The organism is Herbiconiux daphne (genome assembly GCF_024979295.1).
Lineage (GTDB): Bacteria > Actinomycetota > Actinomycetes > Actinomycetales > Microbacteriaceae > Herbiconiux > Herbiconiux daphnes.
In genome coordinates, this window is record NZ_JANLCJ010000003.1 from 406,538 (window position 1) to 433,018 (window position 26,481).

General features: G+C 70.2%; 22 protein-coding genes and 2 pseudogenes. 12 read left to right on the forward strand and 12 right to left on the reverse strand.

Annotated features, from left to right (window positions below; translation table 11 throughout):
- The first annotated feature begins 83 nt into the window (after positions 1-83).
- Positions 84-1,583: an aminopeptidase P family protein gene (locus N1032_RS10630; RefSeq protein WP_259539040.1), complete on the forward strand. Its 1,500-nt coding sequence runs from the start codon at positions 84-86 to the stop codon at positions 1,581-1,583.
- A 104-nt stretch (positions 1,584-1,687) separates the two neighbouring features.
- On the opposite strand, the gene N1032_RS10635 is transcribed toward N1032_RS10630, so the two are convergent.
- Positions 1,688-2,185 (reverse strand): general stress protein, encoded by a 498-nt coding sequence (locus N1032_RS10635; protein WP_259539041.1) that lies wholly within the window; start codon positions 2,183-2,185, stop codon positions 1,688-1,690.
- A 68-nt stretch (positions 2,186-2,253) separates the two neighbouring features.
- On the opposite strand from N1032_RS10635, the gene N1032_RS10640 reads away from it, so the two are divergent.
- The 5 genes from N1032_RS10640 (at position 2,254) to N1032_RS10660 (ending at position 7,467) form a co-directional block, all read left to right on the forward strand.
- Positions 2,254-3,594, forward strand: a complete 1,341-nt coding sequence (locus N1032_RS10640) for a magnesium transporter MgtE N-terminal domain-containing protein (protein ID WP_259539042.1) — start codon at positions 2,254-2,256, stop codon at positions 3,592-3,594.
- The gene (locus tag N1032_RS10645; RefSeq protein WP_259539043.1) at positions 3,581-4,105 is read left to right on the forward strand and encodes a DUF1003 domain-containing protein; all 525 of its coding nucleotides are present in this window, start codon (positions 3,581-3,583) and stop codon (positions 4,103-4,105) included. The genes N1032_RS10640 and N1032_RS10645 overlap by 14 nt, the downstream gene beginning before the upstream one ends.
- A 2-nt stretch (positions 4,106-4,107) precedes the next feature.
- On the forward strand, positions 4,108-5,511 hold the full coding sequence (locus tag N1032_RS10650) for a P-loop NTPase (protein ID WP_407933024.1): 1,404 nt from the start codon (positions 4,108-4,110) through the stop codon (positions 5,509-5,511).
- A 155-nt stretch (positions 5,512-5,666) separates the two neighbouring features.
- Positions 5,667-6,614, forward strand: coding sequence for a hypothetical protein (locus tag N1032_RS10655; protein WP_259539044.1), 948 nt, complete (start codon positions 5,667-5,669; stop codon positions 6,612-6,614).
- Positions 6,615-6,657: 43 nt separating this feature from the next.
- A complete protein-coding gene (locus N1032_RS10660) occupies positions 6,658-7,467 on the forward strand; it encodes an SDR family NAD(P)-dependent oxidoreductase (RefSeq protein WP_259539045.1) in 810 nt (269 codons plus the stop codon).
- A gap of 548 nt (positions 7,468-8,015) precedes the next feature.
- Here the strand turns inward: N1032_RS10660 and N1032_RS10665 are convergent.
- Positions 8,016-8,273 (reverse strand): annotated as a pseudogene (locus N1032_RS10665) (Sec-independent protein translocase TatB); the annotation flags it as partial.
- A 95-nt stretch (positions 8,274-8,368) separates the two neighbouring features.
- Between N1032_RS10665 and N1032_RS10670 the strand changes: the two are divergent.
- The gene (locus N1032_RS10670) at positions 8,369-9,001 is read left to right on the forward strand and encodes an O-methyltransferase (RefSeq protein ID WP_259539046.1); all 633 of its coding nucleotides are present in this window, start codon (positions 8,369-8,371) and stop codon (positions 8,999-9,001) included.
- Positions 9,002-9,113: 112 nt separating this feature from the next.
- Here the strand turns inward: N1032_RS10670 and N1032_RS10675 are convergent, their stop codons facing one another.
- From N1032_RS10675 to dapE, 3 genes are all read right to left on the reverse strand, one after another.
- Positions 9,114-9,287 (reverse strand): DUF3117 domain-containing protein, encoded by a 174-nt coding sequence (locus tag N1032_RS10675; protein ID WP_022897336.1) that lies wholly within the window; start codon positions 9,285-9,287, stop codon positions 9,114-9,116.
- A gap of 119 nt (positions 9,288-9,406) precedes the next feature.
- Positions 9,407-10,639 carry a mannosyltransferase family protein gene (locus N1032_RS10680; RefSeq protein ID WP_259539047.1) on the reverse strand — a complete coding sequence of 411 codons (1,233 nt, stop codon included), beginning with the start codon at positions 10,637-10,639 and terminating at the stop codon, positions 9,407-9,409.
- A gap of 7 nt (positions 10,640-10,646) precedes the next feature.
- Positions 10,647-11,747, reverse strand: a complete 1,101-nt coding sequence (gene dapE, locus N1032_RS10685; RefSeq protein WP_259539048.1) for a succinyl-diaminopimelate desuccinylase — start codon at positions 11,745-11,747, stop codon at positions 10,647-10,649.
- A 39-nt stretch (positions 11,748-11,786) separates the two neighbouring features.
- Between dapE and dapD the strand changes: the two genes are divergently transcribed.
- Positions 11,787-12,776, forward strand: a complete 990-nt coding sequence (gene dapD / locus N1032_RS10690) for a 2,3,4,5-tetrahydropyridine-2,6-dicarboxylate N-succinyltransferase (protein WP_259539049.1) — start codon at positions 11,787-11,789, stop codon at positions 12,774-12,776.
- A gap of 86 nt (positions 12,777-12,862) precedes the next feature.
- Here dapD and N1032_RS10695 read toward each other — a convergent pair whose 3' ends face one another.
- The 6 genes and pseudogenes from N1032_RS10695 to N1032_RS10720 form a co-directional block, all read right to left on the reverse strand.
- Positions 12,863-13,417 carry a hypothetical protein gene (locus N1032_RS10695; RefSeq protein ID WP_259539050.1) on the reverse strand — a complete coding sequence of 185 codons (555 nt, stop codon included), beginning with the start codon at positions 13,415-13,417 and terminating at the stop codon, positions 12,863-12,865.
- Positions 13,418-13,983: 566 nt separating this feature from the next.
- Positions 13,984-15,321 carry a citrate synthase gene (locus N1032_RS10700; protein WP_259539051.1) on the reverse strand — a complete coding sequence of 446 codons (1,338 nt, stop codon included), beginning with the start codon at positions 15,319-15,321 and terminating at the stop codon, positions 13,984-13,986.
- Positions 15,322-15,475: 154 nt separating this feature from the next.
- Positions 15,476-16,591: a succinyldiaminopimelate transaminase gene (dapC, locus tag N1032_RS10705; protein ID WP_259539052.1), complete on the reverse strand. Its 1,116-nt coding sequence runs from the start codon at positions 16,589-16,591 to the stop codon at positions 15,476-15,478.
- Positions 16,592-16,607: 16 nt separating this feature from the next.
- Positions 16,608-16,931 carry a ferredoxin gene (fdxA, locus tag N1032_RS10710; protein ID WP_259539053.1) on the reverse strand — a complete coding sequence of 108 codons (324 nt, stop codon included), beginning with the start codon at positions 16,929-16,931 and terminating at the stop codon, positions 16,608-16,610.
- A 37-nt stretch (positions 16,932-16,968) separates the two neighbouring features.
- Positions 16,969-17,493: a DUF6113 family protein gene (locus N1032_RS10715; protein WP_259539054.1), complete on the reverse strand. Its 525-nt coding sequence runs from the start codon at positions 17,491-17,493 to the stop codon at positions 16,969-16,971.
- A gap of 29 nt (positions 17,494-17,522) precedes the next feature.
- Positions 17,523-19,339 (reverse strand): annotated as a pseudogene (locus N1032_RS10720) (helicase HerA-like domain-containing protein).
- A 152-nt stretch (positions 19,340-19,491) separates the two neighbouring features.
- On the opposite strand from N1032_RS10720, the gene efeU reads away from it, so the two are divergent.
- From efeU to N1032_RS10740, 4 genes are all read left to right on the forward strand, one after another.
- A complete protein-coding gene (efeU, locus tag N1032_RS10725) occupies positions 19,492-20,346 on the forward strand; it encodes an iron uptake transporter permease EfeU (protein WP_259539184.1) in 855 nt (284 codons plus the stop codon).
- A gap of 8 nt (positions 20,347-20,354) precedes the next feature.
- Positions 20,355-21,551, forward strand: coding sequence for an iron uptake system protein EfeO (gene efeO / locus N1032_RS10730; protein WP_407933025.1), 1,197 nt, complete (start codon positions 20,355-20,357; stop codon positions 21,549-21,551).
- Between the two features lie 30 nt (positions 21,552-21,581).
- The gene (efeB, locus tag N1032_RS10735; protein ID WP_259539055.1) at positions 21,582-22,904 is read left to right on the forward strand and encodes an iron uptake transporter deferrochelatase/peroxidase subunit; all 1,323 of its coding nucleotides are present in this window, start codon (positions 21,582-21,584) and stop codon (positions 22,902-22,904) included.
- An 87-nt stretch (positions 22,905-22,991) separates the two neighbouring features.
- Positions 22,992-24,479 (forward strand): MFS transporter, encoded by a 1,488-nt coding sequence (locus tag N1032_RS10740; RefSeq protein WP_259539056.1) that lies wholly within the window; start codon positions 22,992-22,994, stop codon positions 24,477-24,479.
- 45 nt (positions 24,480-24,524) lie between these two features.
- Here N1032_RS10740 and typA read toward each other — a convergent pair whose 3' ends face one another.
- Positions 24,525-26,432, reverse strand: coding sequence for a translational GTPase TypA (gene typA / locus N1032_RS10745; RefSeq protein ID WP_259539057.1), 1,908 nt, complete (start codon positions 26,430-26,432; stop codon positions 24,525-24,527).
- Between the last annotated feature and the right edge of the window lie 49 nt (positions 26,433-26,481).

Consider the following 26,481-nt stretch of genomic DNA (forward strand, 5'->3'; position numbering starts at 1 on the left):
CCACAATCGTAACCAGTCGCCGAGTTGTGCACAGACCGTCCCGAGCGCGTGAACCGCTCAGCCCACGGGTGGAGAATGGAGGCATGGCTGAGACCACCGAGCACACCTCCACCAGCACCCCCTCCAGCACCGCGGGCACCCGCGCGACCGAGGCACCGCAGCCCCGCGCCACGAGCAACCGGTCGACGACGCCCGGCTCCGACGCCTTCCAGGCCTACATCGCCTCGGGCTGGGCCGACCGCGACGACGTGCTGCCACCCGCTCGCGCCCAGGCCCCGTTCGCGGCCGAGCGCCGACGCCGCGTCTCTGAAGCCTTCCCGGGCAAGCGGCTCGTGATTCCGTCGGGCGCCGTCAAGCAGCGCGCCAACGACACCGACTACCCCTACCGGGCGCACTCGGCGTTCACCTACCTCACCGGCTGGGGCTCCGACTCCGAGCCCGGCTCGTTCCTGGTGTTCGAGCCCACGGCCGACGGTCACGAAGCCTCCCTCTACTTCCGCGAGCGCGCGGGCCGCGACTCCACCGAGTTCTATGCCAACTCCGAGATCGGCGAGTTCTGGATCGGCGCTCGCCCCTCCCTCGCTCAGGTCGAGAGCGATCTGGGGCTCGGCACGCGTGGCATCGCGGAGTTCGAGGGTGTCGCCTTCGACGAGTCGACCCTCGTGGTGCGTGAAGCGGCCGACGACCTGCCCGCCGGTGCGGGCGACGAGGCGGATGCCGCGTTCCACACCTTCCTCTCCGAGCTGCGTCTCGTCAAAGACGACTACGAGATCGAGCAGATGCGCCTGGCCATCGCGGCGACGGCCCGCGGCTTCGACGACGTCATCGCCGACTTCGGCCGCAGCTCGCAGCACGAGCGCGGCGAGCGCCTGGTGGAAGGCGTCTTCAACACGCGGGCGCGCCTCGACGGCAACACCGTAGGCTACGACACCATCGCCGCGTCGGGTCCGCACGCCTGCATCCTGCACTGGACGCGGAATGACGGCCCGGTGCTGCCCGGAGACCTCATCCTGATGGACGCCGGGGTCGAGCTCGACAGCTACTACACCGCCGACATCACCCGCACCATCCCGGTCTCCGGTCGCTACACCGAGGTGCAGCGACGCATCTACGAGGCCGTTCGCGAGGCGGCGGATGCCGCGTTCGCCATCGTGCGGCCCGGCATCCGGTTCCGCGAGATCCACCAGACCGCGATGCGGGTCATCGCCGAGCGCACCGCCGAGTGGGGATTGCTGCCGGTCACCGCCGAAGAGGCGCTCGAGGCCGACAACCAGCAGCACCGCCGCTACATGGTGCACGGCACCAGCCATCACCTCGGCCTCGACGTGCACGACTGCGCGAAGGCGCGGCGCGAGATGTATCTCGACGGCGTGCTGGAGCCCGGCATGGTGTTCACGATCGAGCCGGGCCTCTACTTCCAGCCCGACGACCTCACGGTGCCCGAAGAGATGCGGGGCATCGGGGTGCGCATCGAAGACGACATCCTCGTCACCGACGACGGCGCCGAGAACCTCTCCATCGGCATCCCGCGCACGGCCGACGACGTCGAGGCGTGGTTCGCGCGGCTCAACCCGCAGAGCTAGGCGGTCGAGGGCCGAGGCGGGGGCCGCGCGAAGCGGTCGCGGAACGGAGGCACTCGGCCGCGGAACGGTCGTGCCTGGCCGGCAAGCGCTCGCGCTCGGCCGCGCTAAGGCGCCGGCGGCCCGTCGAGCGCGTTGCGCGCCCGGTTCGCGAACTCGGGCGACACGAGCACCGAATACGACGTCGCGATCACCTGCATCACCGAGGTGAAGTCGCGCCGGCGGCGCCCGACACTGTAGACCGCGATGTTGAAGAACAGCCCGAACCCGGCGCCGATCAGCGCTGCGGCGCCGATGAACAACGGCGTCGTGCCGGTCGGCGAGAGCAGCACGAGCAGCAGGCCGAAGAACAGCCCGACCCACAGCCCCGACAAAGCGCCGGCGAGTGCGGCACGGCCGTAACTGAGCTTGCCGGTGACCCGCTCGACGCTCTTCAGGTCGCTGCCGATGATCGACACCTCCTTGAGCGGGAACTCGGCGTGCGCGAGCCGGTCGACCGCCGCCTGAGCGTCTTGGTAGGTCTCGAAGGTCGCGACGACCTCTCCGCGCGGAATCACCGGAACCCGGGGCGTTCCTCGGCGGGGAATGGGCGGTCGATCGGTCACCGGGCCATTCTTCCACGGTGGCGCCTGTCCCGGCTGTGCACCCAGGCCCAAGGTCTAAGTTAGTAGTTGTGAGTGCCACCAGAGTCTTTGTCGCCCGATTGGCGGGGTGCACCGTTTTCGACCCCGCCGGCGACCGGCTAGGCAAGGTGCGCGACGTGCTCGTGGTCTATCGCAAGAACGACCCGCCGCGCGTGGTGGGTCTGATCGTCGAGATCCCCGGCCGCAAGCGCGTGTTCGTGTCGATCGGGCGCGTCACCAGCATCTCGAGCGGCCAGATCATCACCACGGGGCTCATCAACGTGCGCCGCTTCGAGCAGCGCGGCGGCGAGGTGCGCGTCATCGCCGAACTGCTCGGCCGCACCGTCGTGTTCGCCGACGGCTCGGGTCAGGCCACGATCGAGGATGTCGCCATCCAGGAGTTCGGCCCCGGCGAGTGGGCGGTCGCCCAACTGTTCGTGCGCCGCCCGAAGACGAGTTCTTCGCCGTTCGCCAAGGGCGCGACGGTGTTCGCCAACTGGAGCGACGTGCGCGAGAAGACCGCCGCCGGCCAGGCCCAGTCGGCCGAGCAGCTGATCGCCACCTACAGCGACCTCAAGCCCGCCGACCTCGCCAACACCCTGCTCGACCTGCCCCAGGCCCGCATGCTCGAGGTGGCCGAAGAGCTGCCCGACGACCGACTCGCCGACGTGCTCGAAGAGATGCCCGAGAGCGAGCAGGTCGAGATCCTCGCGCAGCTCGACGACGACCGCGCCGCCGACGTGCTCGATCAGATGCAGCCGGATGACGCGGCCGACCTCATCGCCCAGCTCTCCGAGGAGCGCGGTGAGCACCTGCTCGAGCTCATGCAGCCCGAAGAGGCCGACGACGTGCGCATGCTGCTCGCCTACGCCCCCGACACCGCCGGCGGCCTCATGACCACTGAGCCCATCATCGTCAGCGCCGACGCCACCGTGGCCGAGGGTCTCGCCCTCATCCGCCGGCACGAGCTCGCCCCCGCGCTCGGCGCCGCCATCTGCGTCACCCTACCGCCCTACGAGCCGCCAACCGGCCGTTTCCTCGGCATGGTGCACTTCCAGCGCATGCTGCGCTACCCGCCGCACGAGCGCCTCGGCACCCTGCTCGACCAGGGTCTCGAGCCGGTCACCGCCGACACCAGCGCCGCGGAGGTCTCCCGCATCCTGGCCAGCTACAACCTGGTCTCCGTTCCGGTTGTCGACGACAACCACCGACTGGTCGGGGTGGTGACCATTGACGATGTCCTCGACTACCTCCTGCCCGACGACTGGCGAAGTAACGACAGCGATGACGACACTCCCGAACGGGTGCCGGATCGCGCCCCCACGCGAGCGCTGAGCGGAGCGCCGCGACTCACACCCCGCGGAAGGAGGACCGGCAATGGCACGAGGTAACAGCAGGCAGCAGCCCGCGCTCGACGCCCCCAAGGGCCGTCGCAGCAGCGTCATCCCCCGTCGGCCCGACACCAACCGCGACGTCTTCGGCCGGCTCACCGAGGCCATCGCGCGCGCGATGGGCACCCCGTGGTTCCTGTTCGGCCTGTCGCTGTTCGTCATCGCGTGGATGCTCTTCAACACCTTCGGCCCCGAGGGCCTCCGGTTCGACTCCGCGGCCATCGGTTTCACCGCGCTCACCCTGATCCTCTCGCTCCAGGCCTCCTATGCGGCGCCGCTCATCCTGCTGGCCCAGAACCGGCAAGACGACCGCGACCGTGTGCAGTTCGAGCAAGACCGGCAGCGCGCCGAGCGCAACCTCGCCGACACCGAATACCTCGCCCGCGAGGTGGTCGCGCTGCGGCTCGCGCTGCAAGACATGGCGAGCAAGGAGTTCATCCGCTCCGAGCTGCGCACCCTGCTCGAAGAACTCGACCGCGACAGGCCGGCCGCCGGCAAAGCGGGGGAATGACGGTGGCTGCTCCCGGCGCCCTCGCCGAGGCGGTGCGTGGTGCGCTCGTGCGGGTGATCGATCCCGAGATCCGCAAGCCCATCACCGAGCTCGACATGATCGGCTCGGTCGCGGTCTCGGCTGAGGGCGAGGCATCCGTGGCTCTGAAGCTGACGATCGTCGGATGCCCCGCGGCCGCCACGATCGAACGCGACGTTCGTGAGGCCACGGCCACCGTGCCCGGAGTCACCTCGGTGCAGGTCGACGTGTCGGTGATGTCGAAGGAGGAGCGGGCTGCGCTCACCGAGAAGCTGCGGGGTCCGGGCCGACGGGAGATGCCGTTCGGCCCGGGTTCGCTCACCCGGGTCTACGCTGTCACGAGCGGCAAGGGCGGGGTGGGCAAGTCGACGCTCACCGCCAACCTCGCGGTCGCCCTCGCGGCCCGAGGTCTCGCGGTGGGGCTCATCGACGCCGACGTCTACGGCTTCTCGATCCCCGGCATCCTGGGCCTCGTCGACGCCGACGGCTTCGCGGCGCGGCCCACGCGGGTCGACGACATGATCCTGCCGCCGGTCGCCTACGGAGTCAAAGTGATCTCGATCGGCATGTTCATCGACCCCGAGCAGGCGTCGGCGACCGGGGGCGCGGTGGCCTGGCGCGGACCTATGCTGCACCGCACGATCAACCAGTTCCTGACCGACGTCTACTTCGGCGATCTCGACGTGCTGCTGCTCGACCTGCCGCCGGGCACGGGCGACGTGGCCATCTCGATCGGTCAGCTGCTGCCGAACGCCGACGTGATCGTGCTCACGACCCCGCAGGCGGCCGCGGCCGACGTCGCCGAGCGCTCCGGACTCGTCGCCATGCAGACCGGCCAGAACGTCTACGGCGTCATCGAGAACATGGCGGGTTTTGCGGCCCCCGACGGCACCGTGCTCGACATCTTCGGCGCCGGTGGCGGGCAGGATGTCGCCGACCGCCTCTCCGCCCGGCAGCGCGACCGCGTGGCGGCCACCGCTGCTGCCGGTGCCTCTCGCCACTCCGCGGCAGCGGGTGGCCTCGGCGCGGCACCGGGCGACGAGGGCAACCCGGATGGGAGCGTCACCGCCATCGGCGAACGCAGCGTGGATGGCGACGCGTCGACGGACGCGGGGCGCACCACGACGGCGCCCACGCTGAACGACCGCCGACTCCGGTCGGAGCGCTCCTCGGGCGAGGTCGGTGTGGGCGACGAACCCGGCACCGTGCCGCTGCTGGCGTCGGTGCCGATCAGCATGGCGTTGCGCACCGGGGGCGACACCGGCGCGCCGGTGGTGATCGCCGATCCGGCCGACCCGGCGAGCATCGCGATCGGCGCGGTGGCCGACCGGATGGCCCGCCGCGGGCGCAACCTGGCCGGCCGCAAGCTAGGGCTCGCGCCGGTATGACCGGGCGGCGCCCTGGTCGCATCGCGTTTCTGCCCGCCGGGTGGTCCGCGGACTCGGCCCGGGCCGCCAATACGGCCGCGGCCGCGCGGACCACGAGCGAGTCGGTACCGGTGTCGGGGCCGACGCCAGCGCCGGCATCAGGGCCGGCACTGGCGTTGCGCCGAACGAAACGGCGCCGTTCGCGCGCCACGGGTCTCGCCGCGCTGATCGCGTTGGCACTGGTGGCGGTGGTGGCCGGATGCTCGAGCTCGCCGGCCGCGCCGATGGCGACATCCGGAGCCCCCTCCACCCCGCGCGCCACGCCCGAGCCGCCCGTGGTCGTCGACGGGGTCGGACTGGCGATTCTGCAGAACCGGCCCGACTACGGCAAGCGGGTGCTCGAGTTGTCGGTCACGAATGAGGGCGACGAGCCGATCACGGTGACCGGGGCGCGATTCGAGTCCGCGCAGTTCGTCGCGGCGGCCGAGTGGGCGAAATCGACCGAGGTGCCTCCCGGGCTGACCCGCTACCTGCCCGTGCAGCTGCCCGACCCGGTGTGCCCGGCCCCGGATGCGCCGGCGACGCTCACCATCACGATCACCGCCCCCGACGGCTCGCGGCGCGACGTCACGGCGGCGCCCACCGACGCGTTCGGCGTGCTGCCGCGCATCGCCGGCGAGGACTGTCTCGCCGATGCCGTCGCCGCCATCGCGACCGTGCGCCTCGACGACGACCTCGAGGTGTCGGGCACCGGAACCGACTCGGTGGCCCACCTGAAACTGGTGGTCGAGCCCGCCGCCTCCGCTGCGGCGGCGGAAGCGTCGGGGACGCTGCGCCTCTCGGACGCCCGCTTCACCATCCTGATGGCACCCACCGACGGCGACGTCTGGCCGCTCGACGCCGAGTTCTCGCCCGGAGACCCGGCGCGCGACTTCGTTCTCGACGTGACCCCCGCGCGATGCGACCCGCACGCTGTCGCCGAAGACAAGCGCGGCACCTTCCTGCCGGTCGAGGTGAGTATCGCCGACGGACCGTCCGGCACCGTCGACATCCCGTCGAGCGACGCGCTCCGGCTCGCCCTCTACGACTTCATCGCCGCCCACTGCGGCTACGCCCCGCAGTGACCCGGCCCCGTCGCCGAGTTCAGCGCGGGTGTAGAACAGACGCATGGTCGCGAACCTCAGCTACGTCGTGACGGGCGCGAGTCGCGGAATCGGCCGCAGCATCGCCCTGCGTCTCGCCCGCGATGCCGCTCGCGTGGTGAACATCGACCGCGAGCCGCCCGATGACGATGGCGGGCCCGACGTCGACTCCGCCGCCCACGACACGAAGGCCGCCCTCGAGGTGGCCGCCGCCCGCATCGTCACGCTGCTCGGTGACGCCGCCGACGAACGGGTCGCCGTCGAGGCTGCCCATCTCGCCCAGGAGGCCGCACCGCTGGCGGGTTGGGTGAACAACGCGGCGGTGTTCCGAGACGCGTCGCTGCACGACGACGCCCCCGCCGCCGTCACCGACCTCATCCGCTTGAACCTCGCACCCGTCGTCACCGGCTGCTCGGTGGCCGTCCGCACCTTCCTGGCAGCGGGCAGACCAGGCGCCATCGTCAACGTCTCGAGCCATCAGGCCCAGCGGGCGGTTCGCGGCGCGCTGCCCTACGCCACTGCCAAAGCTGCCATCGAAGGACTCACCCGCGCCGCCGCCGTCGACTACGGCTACGCCGGCATCCGGGTCAACGCCGTCGCGCTCGGCTCGATCACCACCCGGCGCTACGAAGAGCTGCTGCAGGCCGCTCCCGCCGTCGAGGCGGCCGTCGCGCAACTGCACCCGCTCGGGCGGGTCGGCCGGCCCGACGAGGTCGCTGCCGCGGTCGCCTACCTGCTCTCAGACGAAGCGAGCTTCGTCACCGGAACCGTGCTGCCCGTCGACGGCGGCCGCGCAGCCCGCGGCGCCGACCCCGAGGAACGCCCCGCCCCGTGACCGGGCGCGCGCGCCGCCCGCGGCCACTCCACCCCCTCGAGAAGTCGAATTCCAGTGCAAACCCGCCCCGGTTGCCACACATTTCGACTTCTCGCGCCCGTGGGAGCCCCTAAGACGCCATCCCCTTCGGCAGGGGAGGGGCAGAGGCCGGCCCGCGCCGACCGCAAGTGCCGCCCAAAAAGCTGCAAATAACAACGACCGAGGCCGTATAGGGCGTCGGTCGGCCTGATTTGCAGCTTTTTTCGACCCACACCCCCGAGTCGGCGCACGCCGCAGGGCGCCGCGGCAAGGCGTCAGGTGGCCTCGGAGTCGAACGCGGTCGCGGCAACCGCCGCCGCCGCGGGAGCACCCGCCGAACCCGCCGCACCCGAGACACCCGCCGCATTCGCCACCCCCGCAGCGCCCGAGCCCGCCGCGTCGGGCTCGACGATCGGCACCGGCCCCCCGGCCGACTTCGCCTTGTGCTGCAGATAGGCGGGCTCAGGCCGAGTCGCGGGCCGGCTTACCGGCCGCACGGCCGACGTGCCCGCCGCTCCGGCCGCACCCGCCGGGGCGTCATCGAGCAGCGCCTCGCGAATGATGCGGCGCGGGTCGTACTGCCGCGGGTCGAGCTTCTTCCAGTCGACGTCGTCGAACTCGGGGCCCATCTCGTCGCGCATGCGCTCCTTGGCCCCGTTCGCCATGTCGCGCACGGTGCGCACGAGCTGCGCGAGCTTCGCCGCGTAGCCCGGAAGCCGTTCGGGGCCGAGCAGGAAGACCGCGATCACACCGATCAGCAGCAGCTTCTCGAACGTCAACCCGAACATGCTGAAATCATACCTCCGCGACCGTGAGCGACCTGTGGGGCGTGGCTCCCCGCCCGCGCGGCACCGGGTCTCTAAGCTGTCACCGGAGGAACACCGTGTCTAGCAAAGAGTCCAGTTGGAAGTTCACCGGCGACATCGTCGTCGAGAGCCCGCAGATCGTCGCGGCGCGTTCGCACGCCGCCGAAGTGGGGGTCGAATCCGTCACGCCCGCGATCGGCAGCCAGCTGGCCGTGATCGCCGCCGCCACCGCGGCGAAGTCGATCGTCGAGATCGGCACGGGCCTCGGCGTCTCCGCACTCTGGATGCTCAAGGGCGCTCCGGATGCCACGATCACCTCCATCGACACCGAACTCGAGCACCAGCAGGTCGCGCGTGCGGCACTGCTCGAGGCGAAGGTGCCCCCGAACCGCATCCGCCTCATCACGGGGCGCGCCTCGGAGGTGCTCCCCCGCCTCAACGAGAACTCCTACGACCTCGTGCTCGTCGACGCCGACGCCAAGTCGGTGATCGAATACGTCGAGCACGCCATCCGGCTCGTGCGCCGCGGCGGCACCGTGCTCGTGCCTCACGCGCTCTGGAAAGACAAGGTCGCCGACCCGGCCCAGCGCGGCGACACCGTCACCGACTTCCGCACCCTCGCGGCCGAGCTCTCGGCGTCGGAGGCCGTGCTCGTGGCGCTCTCGCCCGCAGGCGACGGCCTGCTGCAGGTCACCAAGATCGTCAGCTGAGCGGCGCCCACGGCCCCGCCCACGCAAGCCCGCACGACCACAGCCCCGCCCGTGCAAGTCCGCACGACGACGGCCCCGGCACCTGCGTGCCGGGGCCGTCGTCGTTGCTCAGCTATGCGGGATTGACCACGCCTGCGAGCGCGTCGTGAAGCTCCTTCGCCTCCGCGTCGTTGACGGAGACGACGAGGCGCCCCCCGCCCTCCAGCGGTACTCGCACGATGATGAGGCGTCCTTCTTTCACTGCCTCCATCGGTCCGTCTCCGGTCCTGGGTTTCATGGCGGCCATTCGGCTCCCCTTTCGTGGTGTCTCTACCATTATCGCGGATGCGTGACACGTGAAGAAACTCGGCCACGCGACATCCGTCGTTTAATCCGGAGTTCGGTGCCGGATGACGCGGGCGGGCATCACGGGGGCGTCCAGTCCCGGCCGTCGACGCCCCACGCGATCGTCATCCACCCCACCTGGCCGGCGATGCAGACGAGCACGAGACCCACCCGGTAGACACGCGATTTCGGCACGGCGAGGGCGCCGAGGGCCGGGAACAGCGGCATGAGCAGTCGGAACGTGCTCGACTGCGGAAAGAACACCGCGAGCAGATAGATCGCGTAGCTCGCAAGCCACAGCCGAAGGTCGACTCCGAGTCGTTTCACCGGCCGCGTGAACAGGAACGCGGCGAAGCCGAGAATGAGCAGACTCACCACGACGATGCCCCACGGCGCGCCGAGCCACCAGTTGCCGCCCTGGAACCACGCCGTGAACGGCACGAGCTCGCCCCAACCGATGTACGACGAGCGCCACGCCAGTTCGGTGTCGGTGTAGGCGCTCATCGAGCCGGTGGCGATCCAGGCGATGATCAGCCAGACGAGCCCCATGACGCCGCTGAACACGGCGAGCGCCACCGTGGTGACACGATCGGCGAGCGGGAACGGGTCGCGCGACCGGATGAGGTAGCGGTGCACGAGATGCAGCCCGACGAAGAGGGCGAAGGCGAGTCCCGACGGCCGGGTGAGCGCCATCACCGCCACGATCGGGAAGACCCACGGGTAGCGGCGGGTCACCACCAGGTAGAGCGCCGAGACGAGCAGCAGCAGCGACATCGACTCGGCGTAGGCGAACTGCAGCAGCGGCGAGAGCGGCGCCACGCAGAACAGCACCACGCTGAACAGGGCGGTGCCGGAGTCTTTCAGCACGTGCTGCATGAGCTTGTAGAACACCAGCGCGGCACCGAGGGCGCAGCCCACCGACACGATCACCGCGATGAGCTCCCAGCGGGCGCCGGTCACGAACCTCAGCGCGCCGACCAGGAAGGGGTAGGCCGGCATGAAGGCCCAGGCACTCTCGCCCACGTGCCCGTCGGCCGTCATCGGCAGCTCGGACGGGTAACCGTAGAACGAGATGATCTTGTACCAGTTGCCGTCCCAGATGGCGGCGTAGCTGAGGTAGGGCGGGTTGGCGCCCGTCCAGGGGTTGGGGCCCTGGGCGCGCGAGAACAGCAGCACGATCACGGTCGTCACCACCCGCGAGAGCACGAACACGACCACGACCCGCAGCCACCAGGGGCTGAGTCGATACCTCAGGCGCAGCCGCGAGACCCGTCGTGGCGCGGCATCCGCTCGCCCCGGCGAGATCGTCGACACCGGCGCCTCAGCTGCCGTTCGAGAGCCAGGCGCGCAGCCCCGCCTCGCACGAGACGATCTGGCTGACGCGCACGCGCTCGTCGTCGGCGTGCGCCTTGAGCGGGTCGCCGGGGCCGTAGTTGACGGCCGGGATGCCCATGGCCGAGAACCGGGCGACGTCGGTCCAGCCGTATTTCGGCTTCGCCTCGCCCCCCACGGCGGCCAGGAACTTCTGGGCCAGCGGGGCGTCGAGCCCGGGCCGGGCGCCCACGGCGAGGTCGACGATGCGGATGTCGAAGCCCGGGAACAGCTCGTGGATGTGCGCGACCGCCTCCTCGCCCGAGCGACTCGGGGCGAACCGGTAGTTCACGTGCACCATCACCTCGTCGGGGATGATGTTACCGGCCACGCCCCCCGTGATGCCGACGGCGTTGAGTCCCTCGCGGTAGACGAGCCCGTCGACCTCGATCTCCTCGGCCCGGTAGTTCGCGAGGGTGTCGAGAACGGATGCCGCCTTGTGGATGGCGTTGTCGCCCACCCAGCTGCGCGCCGAGTGCGCCCGCAGCCCGTAGGCGCGGATCTCGGCCCGCAGGTTGCCGTTGCAGCCGCCCTCGATCTGGCTGTTCGTCGGTTCGCCGAGGATGGCGAAGTCGCCCACGAAGAGGTCGGGGCGGTTGGCGGCCAGTCGGGTGAGACCGTTGAGCTCGTTCGACACCTCCTCGTGGTCGTACCACATCCAGGTGATGTCGACCGGGGGCGCCACGAGCTCGGCGGCGAGCTTCAGCTGCACCGCGACGCCGCCCTTCATGTCGACCGTGCCTCGGCCCCAGAGGTACTCCTCGCCCTCGTAGGTCTCGTAGCGGGTCGGCAGGTTGTCGTTCAGCGGAACCGTGTCGATGTGCCCCGCGATCACCACCCGCTGCTCGCGGCCGAGGTTCGTGCGCGCCACGATCGTGTCGCCGTCGCGGATGATCTCGAGGTGGCGGCATCCGCTGAGCGCAGCCACGATCGCGTCGGCGAGCAGGGCCTCGTCGCCCGACACCGACTCGACGTCGCAGATCTGCTGAGTGAGCACCACCGACGACTCGGCGAGATCGAGAACCGGATGCGCGGGGTCGAAAGCAGGCATTCCCCAAGTTTAGGGTTCGCGGGCCAATACGCTTGAGTCATGCCTGACGAACTGCTGAACGCCGCTTCCTCCCCGCTCGAGAGCTCTGCCGCCCCCACGCACGCCTGGGGTCATGGGCTGGCCACGATCGCGGGCGACGGAACCGTGCTCGACACCTGGTTCCCGGCGCCGCGCCTCGGTGAGCCGCCGGTCGGCGAGACCCTGCGGGTTCCCGACGAGCTGCTCGTTCATGCGACTCCGGATGCGCGCCGCAACGTGACCGTCGACGTCACCGCCGAGGTCATCGAGCTCGCGGCTCCCCCGGAGTCGACCCCGGATGCCTACCTGCGCCTGCACCTGCTGTCGCACCTGCTCGTGGCGCCGAATTCGATCAACCTCGACGGCATCTTCGCGCACCTGCCGATCGTGGTCTGGACCAACGCGGGCCCCGTGCACCCCGACGACTTCGACCGCCTGCGCCCCTCGCTGCAGCGGGCCGGCATCCAGGCCTACGGAATCGACAAGTTCCCGCGCATGCTCGACTACGTCACCCCGGCGAAGGTGCGCATAGCGGATGCCTCGCGCGTGCGTCTCGGCGCGCATCTCGCTCCGGGAACCACCGTGATGCACGAGGGCTTCGTGAACTTCAATGCCGGCACGACCGGCTCCTCGATGGTCGAGGGCCGCATCTCGCAGGGCGTCGTCGTGGGCGACGGCTCGGATGTCGGTGGCGGTGCGTCGATCATGGGCACCCTCTCGGGTGGTGGCACGCAGCGCGTCTCGATCGGGCGGCGCGCGCTGCTCGGCGCCAACGCGGGCATCGGCATCTCGATCGGCGACGACTCGGTGGTCGAGGCCGGCCTCTACGTCACGGCCGGCACGAAGGTCGTGCTCATCGACGGCTCCGACGACGAGCACCAGATCGTGAAGGCCGTCGCCCTCTCCGGGGTGCCGAACCTCCTCTTCCGCCGCAACTCCCTCTCGGGCGCCGTCGAGGCCGTCGCCCGCACGGGCACCGGCATCACCCTCAACCCCACCCTGCACGCCTGACCCTTCGCTCTCGTCTCCCTCTCCCCTCGCTCGCGAGTGGTCACTTTCCGCGTCAAAACCCCGCCCTTGGCGCGGAAAGTGCCCACTCACCGCCAGCCGCGGAGGCGAAGCGCGCGGCGCGTGCGAGCGGGAGTCGAATCCCAGCCCGACGAAGGGGTGTCTTTGCTCTCGCGGATGTGCACCCAGCGCGCCTCGAGCAGGGCCTCGTGGCGCGCCACATCGTCGCGGTACTGCTTGGAGTCGACGCGATGCTGCTCGCCGTCGTACTCCACGACGACCTTCCACTCCGGGTAGACCAGATCTCCGAAGGCGATGAACCGGCCGAGGTCGTCGTCGATCCGCCGGTTCAGCTCGGGCTCCGGCAGGCCACTCCTGATCAGCGCAAGACGCAACGCGGTCTCGCGCGGCGAGTCGGATCCCTCGCGCATCCACTCCGCCGCCTCGATCGCTGCCCGGCGGCCGCGGCCTCGAAAACGGGTGATGCGAAGCGCCAGTGCCTCCTCGGGCACATAGGGGCGTAGGTCGCCGGGCACCTGCTTGCGCGGAACCCGGATGAGATGGTCGGCCGCGATCACGAGATCATCGAACGGGAGGAGTGACGCGAGTTGCAACCACGTCGTCGCGGCGTCGGTTACCGGCAATCCCTCTCGCTGCGTCACCGCGGTCGCGGCGGAAAGCCGGTGGCCCGCGACTCCAGGCAGCCGTGGCCGTGTGCCGGTGCCGATCGTGGACACGTGGATTGTCGTCTCGCGACAGACCCAACCAGGTAAGGGCATCTGCCACAACATCGCGGCGGTCGTATGGCTGAAGACCTGGTCGGGGCGCATCCGCGTGCGATAGGCACGGCAATGCTCGACGATCGATTCGTCCAACGCACCCGCGTGCCGCACCCCGCAGTAGGGGCGTGTCAGGTCGGACGAGCGCAGGCGACTCGGGGTGAGCCCCGCTTCGATTGCCGTTTGAACGTGGAAGGGCGCATTCAGCAGGGCTGGAGGAAGAGGGACTCGACGAGGCATGCCCCATGGTGCCGCGCCGAACCCGGCACCGAGGCGTCATCCACAGCCCGACCGCGCCCAGCGCACTTTCCACAGGCGCGAGTGGTCACTTTCGGCGCCAAAGCGCGCGTCTTGGCGCCGAAAGTGACCACTCGGCGGAGGTGGTGGGAGGGACGGGGCGCGGCCGGGCGGCCTACGCGGGGCGCAGGGCGCTACGCGCGCGGCGCCTGGAAGCCGGGGAGGTCGCGGGCCGGGGCACCCAAGTAGAGCTGCTGCGGGCGCCCGATCTTGGTCTGGGGGTCGGTGGCCATCTCGCGCCAGTGGGCGATCCAGCCCGGCAGGCGGCCGATGGCGAACAGCACCGTGAACATGCGGGTCGGGAAGCCCATCGCCTTGTAGATGACGCCCGTGTAGAAGTCGACGTTCGGGTAGAGCCGGCGCGAGATGAAGTACTCGTCCGACAGGGCGACCTGCTCGAGCTCCTTGGCGATGTCCAGCAGCGGGTCCTGGACGCCCAAGGCGAGAAGCACCTCGTCGGCGCTCTCCTTCACGAGTTTCGCCCGCGGGTCGTAGTTCTTGTAGACGCGGTGCCCGAAGCCCATGAGCCGGATGCCGGACTCCTTGTTCTTCACGCGCTCGACGAACTTCGCCACGCCCTCGCCCGAGTCGCGGATCTGCGCCAGCATCGTCAGCACGGCTTCGTTCGCCCCGCCGTGCAGCGGCCCGAACAGGGCGTTGATGCCGGCCGAGATCGACGCGAACATGTTGGCCTCGGTCGAGCCGACGAGCCGCACGGTCGAGGTCGACGCGTTCTGCTCGTGGTCTTCGTGCAGGATGAGCAGGCGCTCGAGCGCCTTCGACAGCACCGGGTTGATCTCGTAGGGCTCGGCCAGGTTGCCGAAGTTCAGCCGCAGGAAGTTGTCGACGAACGAGAGCGAGTTGTCGGGGTAGAGGAACGCCTGCCCGAGGCTCTTCTTGTGCGCGTAGGCGGCCATCACGGGCAGCTTCGCCAGCAACCGGATGGTCGAGATCTCGACGTCTTCGGGCGAGTGCGGGTTGAGCGAGTCCTGGTAGTAGGTCGACAGCGCCGAGACGCCCGACGACAGCACCGACATCGGGTGCGCGTTGTGCGGCAGCGCGTCGAAGAACCGCTTGAGGTCCTCGTGCAGCAGCGTGTGGTGCCGGATCTTGTCGTCGAACGACGCGAGCTCCGACGCGGTCGGCAGCTCACCGTAGATGAGCAGCCACGCCACCTCGAGGTAGGTCAGCGACGTCGCGACCTGCTCGATCGGGTAACCGCGGTAGCGCAGGATGCCGGCATCCCCGTCGATGTAGGTGATCGCCGACTTCGTGGCCGCCGTGTTGACGAACCCGTAGTCGAGCGTCGTCAGACCGGTCTGGCGCGTCAGCGTCGACAGGTCGATCGACGACGCACCATCGACGCTCTGCAGCAGCGGGAACTCCGCCGTGCCGCCCGGGTAGGTGAGCGTCGCTTTCTGTGGGTCAAGACCAGCGGTGGTGCTACTTGCTTTTTGACCGACGTCCGTCACGGCGCCTCCTTGAGTGATCCTGCCTGCGTGTCAGTGGCGGGACGCAGTAAGGCGTTCGTGAACCGGACCGCGTTGACCCTCATACAGCCTAATGTGACCCGAACCATACTGTTGCATCCGCTCACGCTCGGGTTCGGGCGTTGGAGGTTTGCGCCTAACGGAGGCCGCCGGCATCCAATCGCGCCGCCGCCGCGGCGATCCGCTCGTCGGTCGCGGTCAACGAGAACCGCACATGCTGCGGGTGATGTTCGCCGTAGAACGACCCCGGGCCGGCCAGGATGCCGCGATCGGCGAGCGCCCCGATGGTCTCCCATGCGTCGCGCCCCTCGGTCGCCCAGAGGTAGAGCCCGGCCTCGCTCGCGTCGATCCGCAGCCCGGCGCGCTCGAGCGCGGGCTTCAGCACGTCGCGGCGCGCCCGGTAGAGCGCCTTCTGCGCGGCCACATGGGCGTCGTCGCCGAGCGCCACCACCATCGCCGCCTGCACGGGACCGGGCGGGATCATGCCCGCGTGCTTGCGCACGGTCACGAGCCGGGCGATGAGCGCCGGGTCGCCGGCCGCGAACGCCGCCCGGTAGCCGGCGAGGTTCGACTGCTTGCTGAGCGAGTAGGCGGCGAGCACGCCGGTGAGGTCTCCCCCGGTCACCCGCGGGTCGAGGATGCTCGGCACGGGCTCCGTCTGCCAGCGCCCGTCCCAGCCGAGCTCGGCGTAGCACTCGTCGCCCGCGATCACGGCACCGAGCTCGCGGGCCCGTGCGACCGCGGCGGCCAGCGCCGGCACGTCGAGCACGCGCCCGTCGGGGTTGCCGGGGCTGTTCAGCCACACCAGCCGGGTCGCGTCGGGCCACGTCGCCGGGTCGTCAGCCGCCAGCGAGGTGGCGCCGGCGAGCCGGGCGCCGATCTCGTAGGTGGGATAGGCGGCCACCGGATGCACCACCACATCGCCCTCGCCGAGCCCGAGCATGAACGGCAGCCACGCCACGAACTCCTTCGACCCGATCGTGGGCAGCACGTTCGCCTCGGTGAGCCCGGGCACACCCCGGCGCCGGGCGAACCAGGCGGCGATCGCCTCGCGCAGCCGCGGGGTGCCCGCCGTCTGAGGGTAGGCGTGCGCATCCGTCGCCTTCGCGAGCGCCTCGCGCACGAGAGCCGGCGTCGGGTCGACCGGCGAGCCGATCGAGAGGTCGACGATGCCGTCGGCGTGGGCCCGGGCGCGATCGGCGAACGGCACCATCTGGTCCCACGGGTAGTCGGGGAGTTCTGCGAGGGCCACGCTCAGCGGCCCGCGCTCAGTGGTCGCCCTGCGGCGGGAGCGCCGCGATGAGCGCGTGGTCCTTCTTGATCACGCCGACCTTGGCCGCGCCACCGGGCGAGCCGATGTCGTCGAAGAACTCGACGTTGGCCTTGTAGTAGTCGGCCCATTCTTCGGGCAAGTCGTCTTCGTAATAGATGGCCTCGACAGGGCACACCGGCTCGCACGCACCGCAGTCGACGCATTCGTCGGGGTGGATGTAGAGCGAGCGTTCGCCTTCGTAGATGCAGTCGACAGGGCACTCGTCGATACACGCGCGGTCTTTGACATCCACGCACGGGAGGGCGATGACATAGGTCACAGTGGTTCAGATCCCTTCGATAACCCGGAGTTCGAGTCTACTTCGTCGCGGAGCGCGGTCCGCCCAGACGGGGCCAGGCGAGCACCACGACGGCCACGAGCGTCGACCCCACGAGCCACACCATTCCGGCCACACTGTCGGGGATGAGCACCGATCCGCCGGGGCTCGGCAGCGCGAGCAGCGCGACGACGCCCACCACACCGACCGCCGCGAGCACGGCGGCGAGCCGCGAGGGCGCCACGAGACGCAGGCCCACGAGCAGCAGCACCACGGCGGCGAGCGCGAGAATCACGCCGATCGGCAGGTCGAACAACCCGAACACGCTGACGCTGATCTGGTGCACCACGGTGCCGAGCACCCCGAACAGGCCGCCGAGCAGCAGCGACACCAGGTAGCCGAGCACCCGCGTCGACACCGTGCTGCCCACCGGCGGAGCGTCGTCGACCGGCCCGGCGGGCGTCAGCGGCACACCGGATGCCGCGGGCACGACGCCCTCGGACGTGCGGATGCCGTAGGCCGGCGGGCTCTGATCGGCGTCACCTCGACGCGGCTCGTTCTGCACCGAACCAGCCTACGTCGCCCACCCGGCGCTCAGCGCCGACGACGGGTTCCGAACACCCCTTCGATGACACCTCTCAGGATCGTCTGCGTCGTCTTCGACCCCAGCACGTCGCTCAGGATGTCGGGCTGCGGCGTCGTGCGCCGGCTCCTCGGTGCGGGCGAACGGCGAGCCTCCTTCGCGGCCTCGGCGCGGGCCTGCTTCTCGGCCTGCGCCCGGAACTCGGCCTGCTGCTTCTCGAACTCCTCCGCTGCCTCGGCGGCCGAGGCCGCGGCCGCCGCCGCATTCATCTTGGCGGTGAGCAGCTCGCGGGCCGACTCCCGGTCGATCGGGGTGCCGTACTCGGCCAGCAGCGGGGAGGCCGCCACCGCCGCATCGATCTGCGCATCCGGTGTCGGCCCCATCGAGCCGCGCGGCGCCCGCACCCTCGTCCACGCCACCGGGCTCGGGGCGCCCTTCTCGTTCATCACCGTCACCACCGCCTCGCCGGTGCCGAGGCCCTGCAGCACCTCGCCGAGATCGTAAGCCGAGTTCGGGTAGGTCGACACCGTCGCCCGCAGCACCTTGGCGTCATCCGGGGTGAACGCGCGCAACGCGTGCTGCACCCTCGAACCCAGTTGCGCCAGCACGTCGCCCGGCACGTCTTTGGGCGTCTGCGTCACGAAGAAGATGCCGACACCCTTCGACCGGATGAGTCGCACGGTCTGGGTGATCGACTGCAGGAAGTCCTTCGAGGCGCCGGTGAACAGCAGGTGTGCCTCGTCGAAGAAGAACACCAGCTTGGGCTTGTCGAGGTCGCCGACCTCGGGCAGGTCGTTGTAGAGATCGGCGAGCAACCACATCAGGAAGGTCGAGAACAGCGCCGGCTTGTCGGCGACCCGCGGCAGCTCGAGCAGGCTGATGACGCCGGCGCCGTCGTCGGCGGTGCGCAGGAACACCGAGGTGTCGATCTCGGGCTCGCCGAAGAACGCCTCGGCACCCTGGGCGGCGAACGCGATCAGTTCGCGCAGGATGACGCCGACGGTCTGGTTCGACAACCCGCCCATCTCGCGCAGCTCGGCCTTGCCCTCGTCGCTCGTGAGAAAGACGAGCACGGCGCGCAGGTCGGCGAGGTCGAGCAGCGGCAGCCCCGCCTGCTCGGCGTAGTGGAAGACCAGGCCGAGACTCGACTCCTGCGTGTCGTTGAGCTGCAGCACCTTGCTGAGCAGCAGCGGCCCGAAGCCCGACAGCGTCGCCCGCACGGGAACGCCCTTGCCGATGCCGCCGAGGCTGAAGTACTCGACCCGGGGCTGGCCGCCGGCGACCAGTCCTGACCGATGCCCTCGGTGCGGGCGAGGAGCTTGGGGCTCGCCTCGCCCGGCGTCGCCATGCCGGTGAGGTCGCCCTTCATGTCGGCCGCGAACACGGGAACGCCGTGGGCCGCGAGCTGCTCGGCGAGCGCCTGCAGGGTGCGGGTCTTGCCGGTGCCGGTGGCGCCCGCGACGAGGCCGTGGCGGTTGGTCATGGCGAGCGGGATGCGCACCTGCACGTCGGCGAGCGCCTCGCCGTTGACGAGCGCGCCGATGTCGAGCGCGGGCCCGTCGAAGGTGTAGCCGTCGCGGATGACCTGCACCTCGGCATCCGTCAGCGGTGCGGATGTCGCCACCGGTGTCGCCCCGGGCGTCGCGCCTGCGGTCGATGCCGCTACCTCGGGCGCCGCCGCCGCCGACCCGGGCCCCGCCGACGCCGCCGCCACAGCGGCCTCCTCGGCTCGCCTCACCGCGGCCTCCGCCGCCGCTTGCGCCTGCCGCGCCGCCTCGACGGCCGCCGCCGCCTCGGCCCGGGCCCTCAGAACCGCATCGTCCGTCATGGCCACAGCCTAGAACCGCATTGGACAAATACGACATCGGGCGCTTACGCTCAGAAGTTGGTAAGGCTAGGCTTACCCAAGTAAGGCAAGCCACACCTCCGTGGTGCCGACGCATCACCGCTGCCCCCTCCCTCTCCTGTGAAAAGGTGCCCGTGCTCGCGAACTACCTGATCGGCCTGCGCGAAGGCCTCGAAGCGGCGCTGGTGGTCGGCATCCTGGTCGCCTACGTGCGCAAGATCGGCCGCCGCGACGTGCTGTTCCGGCTCTGGGCCGGCGTCGGGCTCGCGGTGCTCGTGGCCCTCACCCTCGGCGCCGTGCTGACGTTCGGCGCCTACGGCCTGAGCTTCGAGGCGCAGGAGGCCATCGGCGGCTCGTTGTCGATCGTGGCCACCGGCTTCGTCACCTGGATGGTGTTCTGGATGCTGCGCACCAGCCAGAACCTCAAGGGCACCCTGCAGGCCGACATCGACAAGGCGCTGATCGGCGCCGGCTGGGGCCTCGTGCTCGTGGCGTTCCTCGCGGTCGGCCGGGAGGGCATCGAGACGGCTCTGTTCATCTGGGCTGCGGTGCAGGCGACCGGGGAGACGACCTTCCCGCTCATCGGTGCGGCACTCGGCATCCTGACCGCCGTCGTTCTCGGCTACCTCATCTATCGCGGCATGGTGCGCATCAACCTGGCGAAGTTCTTCGCCTGGTCGGGCGGTTTCCTCATCCTGGTCGCCGCCGGCGTGCTCTCCTACGGCGTGCACGACCTGCAGGAGGCCGGCATCCTGCCCGGGCTCAACAACCTCGCGTTCGACGTGAGTGCGATCGTGCCGCCCGACAGCTGGTACGGCACCCTGCTCAAGGGCACCGTGAACTTCTCCCCCGCCACCACCTGGCTCGAACTCGTGGTCTGGCTGGCCTACTTCATCCCCACCATGATCCTCTTCCTCCGCGCGATCGCGCGGGGGCCGAAGAAGTCCGCGTCGGCCGCACCCGCCGTCGCCCATCCCGCCCACAGCTAGGAGCACACGTGAAGACCAGACCGATCCTCATCGCCGCGGGGGCGGCGATCACCATGTTCGCCCTCGCCGGCTGCGTGCCGAACAACGCCTCGACCACGGATGCCGCGGCGGCCATCACCGTCGACAGCTCGGCGACCGACTGCACGGTCAGCGCGGGCACGGCCACGAGCGGCACGCTGAAGTTCTCGGTCACGAACTCGGGCGACCAGGTCACCGAGTTCTACCTGCTCGCCGAAGACGGCCTGCGCATCGTGGGCGAGGTCGAGAACGTCGGCCCCGGCATCTCGCGCGACCTCGTGGTGCAGGCCCAGCCCGGCGACTACTTCACCGTCTGCAAGCCGGGCATGGTCGGCGACGGCATCGGCCGCTCGTCGTTCACCGTCACCGGTGACAAGGTGCAGCTGGCCGGCGACGTGCAGGAGCAGGTCGACCAGGCCGCCGTCAATTACGTCGCCTACGTCAAAGACCAGGTCGGCCAGCTCGTGACGGGCACCCAGGCCTTCGTCGACGCCTTCGTCTCCGACACCCCGTCGCCCGACGGCAAGACGGCTGCCGAGCTCTACGCCACCACCCGCGCGAACTACGAGCGCATCGAGCCCGTGGCGGAGTCGTTCGGCGACCTCGACCCGGCGATCGACTTCCGCGAGGCCGACGTGCCCGCCGAAGACGAGTGGACCGGCTGGCACCGCATCGAGAAAGACCTGTTCCCGCCGACCGCCGACGAGAACGGCGGCACCGAGTACGTGCCGCTGACCGCGGAGGAGCGCACCTACTACGCCGACAAGCTCGTCTCCGACACCCAGTTGCTCTACGACGCCGTCAACGACCCCGACTACACCGTGTCGATCGACGCGATCGCCAACGGCGCCATCGGCCTGCTCGAAGAGGTCGCGTCTGGCAAGATCACGGGCGAAGAGGAGATCTGGTCGCACACCGACCTGTGGGACTTCCAGGCCAACCTGGAGGGCGCCAAGGTCGCCTACGAGGGCGTGCGCGACATCGTCGAGACCAAAGACCCCGACCTGGTGAAGACCCTCGACGAGCGCTTCGCGTCGCTGCAGGACACCCTCGCCGAGTACGGCAGCCTCAACAGCGGCTTCACCTACTACGACGAGCTCACGACCGACCAGGTCAAGCAGCTCGCCGACGGCGTCAACGCCCTGAGCGAGCCGCTCAGCCAGCTCACCGCGACCCTGGTCGGCTGACACCCAGCACAGATCCCTAGGGTTGTAGTCATGTCTGAGCACGAGCCGTCACCGGAGCAGCCAGACACCTCGACACCGGCGCCCGCCCCGGCCAAGACCGGCATCTCCCGCAGGGGGTTGTTCGGCCTCGCCGGGGCGGGCATCGTCGGCGCGGGTGTCGGCGCCGCCCTCGATCGGTTCGTGCTGCCCCCGTCGGCGTCGGCGCAGGAGAACGCGGCCGTCTACCCCTTCTTCGGCCCCAACCAGTCGGGCATCACCACGCCCGCCCAAGACCGCCTGCACTTCGCGAGCTTCGACGTCGCCGACATCACGCGCGACGAACTGGTCGGCCTGCTGCAGGACTGGAGTGCGGCGGCCGCGCTGATGACCCAGGGCAAGCAGGCCGGAACCTACGGCGCGGTCGGCGGCCCCTACGACGCTCCCCCGGATGACACGGGAGAAGCGCTCGACCTGCCGGCATCCGGTCTCACCATCACCTTCGGCTTCGGGCCGACCCTCTTCACCGACAGCTCCGGCGCCGACCGTTTCGGCATCGCCGCCGACCGCCCGGCCGCTCTGGTCGACCTGCCGCACTTTCCGGCCGACATGCTGCAAGACACCCTGAGCGGCGGCGACCTCTGCATCCAGGCCTGCAGCGACGACCCGCAGGTGGCCGTTCACGCCATCCGAAACCTCTCGCGCATCGCGTTCGGCCGCGCGTCGATCCGCTGGTCGCAGCTCGGTTTCGGGCGCACCAGCTCCACCTCGCGGGCGCAGCAGACGCCGCGCAACCTCTTCGGCTTCAAAGACGGCACGGCCAACATCAAGTCCGAAGACACCGGCGTCGTCGACGACCAGGTCTGGGCGTCGAAGGCCGACGGCGCGGCCTGGATGGCGGGCGGCTCCTATCTCGTGGCGCGCAAGATCCGCATGACCATCGAGACCTGGGACCGCACGTCGCTGCGCGAACAGGAGCGCATCATCGGGCGCACCAAGGGCGAGGGCGCGCCCTACTCGGGCGGCACCGAGTTCTCGGAGCCCGACTTCGCCGCCACCGGCCAGGGCGGTGCGCCGCTCATCGACGAGGCCGCGCACGTGCGGCTGTCGCACCCCGACCAGAACGCGGGCGCGCAACTGCTGCGCCGCGGCTACAACTTCGTCGACGGCAACGACGACCTCGGCCGGCTCAACGCGGGACTGTTCTTCATCGCCTACCAGCGCGACCCCAGAACGCAGTTCATCCCGATCCAGATGAACCTGGCCAAGAACGACGCGATGAACGAGTACATCAGGCACGTCGGGTCGGGCATCTTCGCGGTGCCGCCGGGTGCGGCATCCGGGTCGTACGTCGGCGCGACCCTGTTCGGCGGCTGAATCGGATAATTTTCCGCGCGCCGTCCACGATGACGGCTCGGCGCCCGGAAAATTGTCCCGTTCGAACTCCGCGGTAGGGTCGGTGAGGTGACCGACCACGCCATCCGCTCCCGCGAGGGGGTGCTCAGCAGGCGTTACCGGCTCATCACGATCGGCGCGTTCGCGCTGGTGTTCGTGGCGGCGTTCGAGAACCTCGCGGTGACCACCGTGATGCCCGTCATCAGCGCCGAGCTCGACGGCGCCTCGCTCTACGCGGTGGCCTTCTCGGGGCCGCTCGCGGTGTCGGTGCTCGGCATGGTGCTCGCCGGCAACTGGTGCGACCGCAACGGCCCACGGGTGCCGCTCTACGCGTCGGTCGCGCTGTTCGCCACCGGACTCGTCGTGGCCGGCACCGCCACCACCATGGGCACGATGGTCGCCGGCCGCCTCGTGCATGGCGTCGGCGGCGGCGCGATGACGGTGGCGCTCTACGTCATCGTCGCCCGCGTCTACCCCACGGCGCTGCAGCCGAAGATCTTCGGCATGTTCGCGGCGGCGTGGGTGCTGCCGGCTCTCATCGGCCCCTACCTCGCCGGCGTGCTCGGCGAGACGGTGGGCTGGCGCTGGGTGTTCCTGGGGGTGGCGGCGCTGGTCGTTCCGGCCCTCGCCATGGTGGTTCCGGCGATGCGCTACCTGGCCGCGGGCGCGGGCAGGGCGGTGGCGGATGCCGGCGCGGCCACCGACGCCGGCACCGGCGCCGATGCCGGCACGGCCACCGACGCCGGCACGGCGCCGGCCGGCCCGGCAGCTGGCGGCAACGGCGCACCAGGCACCACCGGCACGCCCGTGCCCTGGAGCCTCAGCCGCATCGCGTGGGCGGTCGCGCTCGGCGCGGCCATCCTCGGACTCAGCCTCTCGACCGAACTCGAGGGCGCGGCCGTGATCGTGCTCGCCGCCGCCGCGCTCGTCGTGGCGCTCGTCGCGCTGCGCCCGCTGCTCCCCCGCCGCACGCTGCTCGGCGCGCGCGGGCTGCCGAGCGTCATCCTCATCCGCCTGGTGCTCGCGGGGGGCTACTTCGCCGCTGAGGTCTACCTGCCCTACCTGCTCACCGGGGAGTTCGGACTCAGCCCGTCGACGGCCGGCCTCGCGCTCACAGCAGCCGGCATCGCCTGGGGCGCCACCTCCTGGTTGCAGGGGCAGATCATCCGGTCGCTCCCCACGTCGACGGCACTGCGACTCGGCACCGCGTTCGTCGCCGGCGCGGCCGGTCTCGCGGCCGCCACCGCCCTGCTCGGGTTGCCGGCCTGGGTGGTCATCGCCGGCTGGGCGATCTCGGGAGCGGGCATGGGCCTCGCCTACCCGCGCCTCTCGGTGCTCACCCTGACCTACTCCGAACCGCACCGTCAGGGATTCAACAGCGCCGCCCTCAGCATCGCGGATGCAGCTGGCCCGGCCATGTCGCTCGCCCTCGCCGGCATCCTGTTCCAGGCGCTCGGCGGCGAGACCGTGCCGTTCGCGTTCGGTGGCGTGTTCGTGTTCGCGACCGTCATCGCGGTCGCCGCGCTGCTGCTGAGCGGCCGCACGGCCACCCGCTGACCCAGCTTTCCCGGGCCAGCGGACGAGCCGCCGGTGCTCCGGCTGCTACTGGTTGGCGCGCTTGAGGTTCGCGGTGCGGCGGGCGCGCGCGTTCTGGTCGAGCTCGACCTTGCGAATGCGCACGGTCTCGGGCGTCACCTCGACGCACTCGTCTTCGCGAGCGAACTCGAGCGACTCCTCGAGCGAGAGCTGGCGAGACGGCGTCATCGACTCGAACGAGTCGGAGGTCGACTGACGCATGTTGGTCAGCTTCTTCTCTTTGGTGATGTTCACGTCCATGTCGTCGGCGCGCGAGTTCTCGCCGATCACCATGCCCTCGTAGACCTCTTCGGTCGGGTTCACGAAGAACGTCATGCGCTCCTGCAGAGCGACGATCGCGAACGGCGTGACGACGCCCGAGCGGTCGGCCACGATCGATCCGTTGTTGCGCGTGACGATCGCCCCGGCCCACTCGTCGTAGCCGTGCGAGATGGCGTTGGCGATGCCGGTGCCACGGGTGATGGTGAGGAACTCGGTGCGGAACCCGATGAGCCCGCGCGAAGGAACGATGAACTCCATGCGCACCCAGCCGGTGCCGTGGTTCGACATGCCGTCCATGCGGCCCTTGCGAGCGGCGAGCAGCTGCGTGATCGCGCCGAGATATTCCTCCGGGGCATCGATCGTGAGGTGCTCGTAGGGCTCGTGGGTCTTGCCGTTGACCTGCTTGGTGACCACCTGCGGCTTGCCGACGGTGAGCTCGTAGCCCTCGCGACGCATGTTCTCGACCAGGATGGCGAGCGCGAGCTCACCACGGCCCTGAACCTCCCAGGCGGCGGGGTTTCCGATGTCGACGACGCGCAGCGACACGTTGCCCACCAGCTCGCGGTCGAGGCGGTCCTTCACCATGCGGGCGGTGAGCTTGTGGCCCTTGACCTTGCCGACGAGCGGGGAGGTGTTGGTGCCGATGGTCATCGAGATGGCGGGGTCGTCGACGGTGATCGCGGGCAGCGGGCGCACGTCTTCGGGGTCGGCGATCGTCTCACCGATCGTGATGTCCTCGATGCCGGCGATGGCCACGATGTCGCCGGGGCCGGCCGACTCGGTGGGCACGCGGGTGAGCGCCACGGTCTTCAGCAGCTCGCTGATGCGCTGGTTGTGCACCGAGCCGTCGTGCTTGACCCACGCGACCTGCTGGCCCTTCTTGATGGTGCCGTTGAAGACACGCAGCAGGGCGAGACGGCCGAGGAACGGCGACGAGTCGAGGTTGGTGACGTGGGCCTGCAGCGGCGCCTCGTCGTCGTAGGTCGGCGCCGGGATGTGCTCCAGGATGGCGCCGAACAGCGGCTCGAGGTCGTCGTTGTCGGGCAGGGTGCCGTTCTCGGGCTTGTTCAGCGAGGCGGCGCCGTTGCGCCCGGAGGCGTAGACCACCGGCACGTCGAGGATGGCGTCGAGGTCGAGGTCGGGCACGTCGTCGGCCATGTCGGAGGCGAGGCCGAGCAGCAGGTCTTGCGACTCGCCCACGACCTCGTCGATGCGCGCATCCGGGCGGTCGGTCTTGTTGACCAACAGGATGACGGGCAGCTTGGCCTCGAGCGCCTTGCGCAGCACGAAGCGGGTCTGCGGCAGCGGGCCCTCGGATGCGTCGACGAGAAGCACCACGCCGTCGACCATCGACAGGCCGCGCTCGACCTCGCCGCCGAAGTCGGCGTGGCCCGGGGTGTCGATCACGTTGATGGTGATCGGCTTGTCGCCCGCGTGCTTGCCGTTGTACGAGATCGCCGTGTTCTTGGCGAGGATCGTGATGCCCTTTTCGCGCTCGAGGTCGTTCGAGTCCATCATGCGGTCGTCGGCGTCGAAGTGGGCGTCGAACGAGTTGGTCTGCGTGAGCATGGCGTCGACGAGTGTCGTCTTGCCGTGGTCGACGTGAGCGACGATTGCGACGTTGCGCAGGTCATCGCGGGTGGCTTGTGCCATGGAAGAAGTCCTCAGTTCATGAACCCGGAACCGGTGGACAGGCCACCCT

Bases quoted from the DNA above. Each gene is read 5' to 3' on its own strand.
- N1032_RS10630 (WP_259539040.1), top strand. From the start codon at position 84: ATGGCTGAGACCACCGAGCACACCTCCACCAGCACCCCCTCCAGCACC.
- N1032_RS10645 (WP_259539043.1), top strand. From the start codon at position 3,581: ATGGCACGAGGTAACAGCAGGCAGCAGCCCGCGCTCGACGCCCCCAAG.
- N1032_RS10660 (WP_259539045.1), top strand. From the start codon at position 6,658: ATGGTCGCGAACCTCAGCTACGTCGTGACGGGCGCGAGTCGCGGAATC.
- N1032_RS10675 (WP_022897336.1), bottom strand. From the start codon at position 9,287: ATGGCCGCCATGAAACCCAGGACCGGAGACGGACCGATGGAGGCAGTG.
- dapE (WP_259539048.1), bottom strand. From the start codon at position 11,747: ATGCCTGCTTTCGACCCCGCGCATCCGGTTCTCGATCTCGCCGAGTCG.
- dapD (WP_259539049.1), top strand. From the start codon at position 11,787: ATGCCTGACGAACTGCTGAACGCCGCTTCCTCCCCGCTCGAGAGCTCT.
- efeB (WP_259539055.1), top strand. From the start codon at position 21,582: ATGTCTGAGCACGAGCCGTCACCGGAGCAGCCAGACACCTCGACACCG.
- typA (WP_259539057.1), bottom strand. From the start codon at position 26,432: ATGGCACAAGCCACCCGCGATGACCTGCGCAACGTCGCAATCGTCGCT.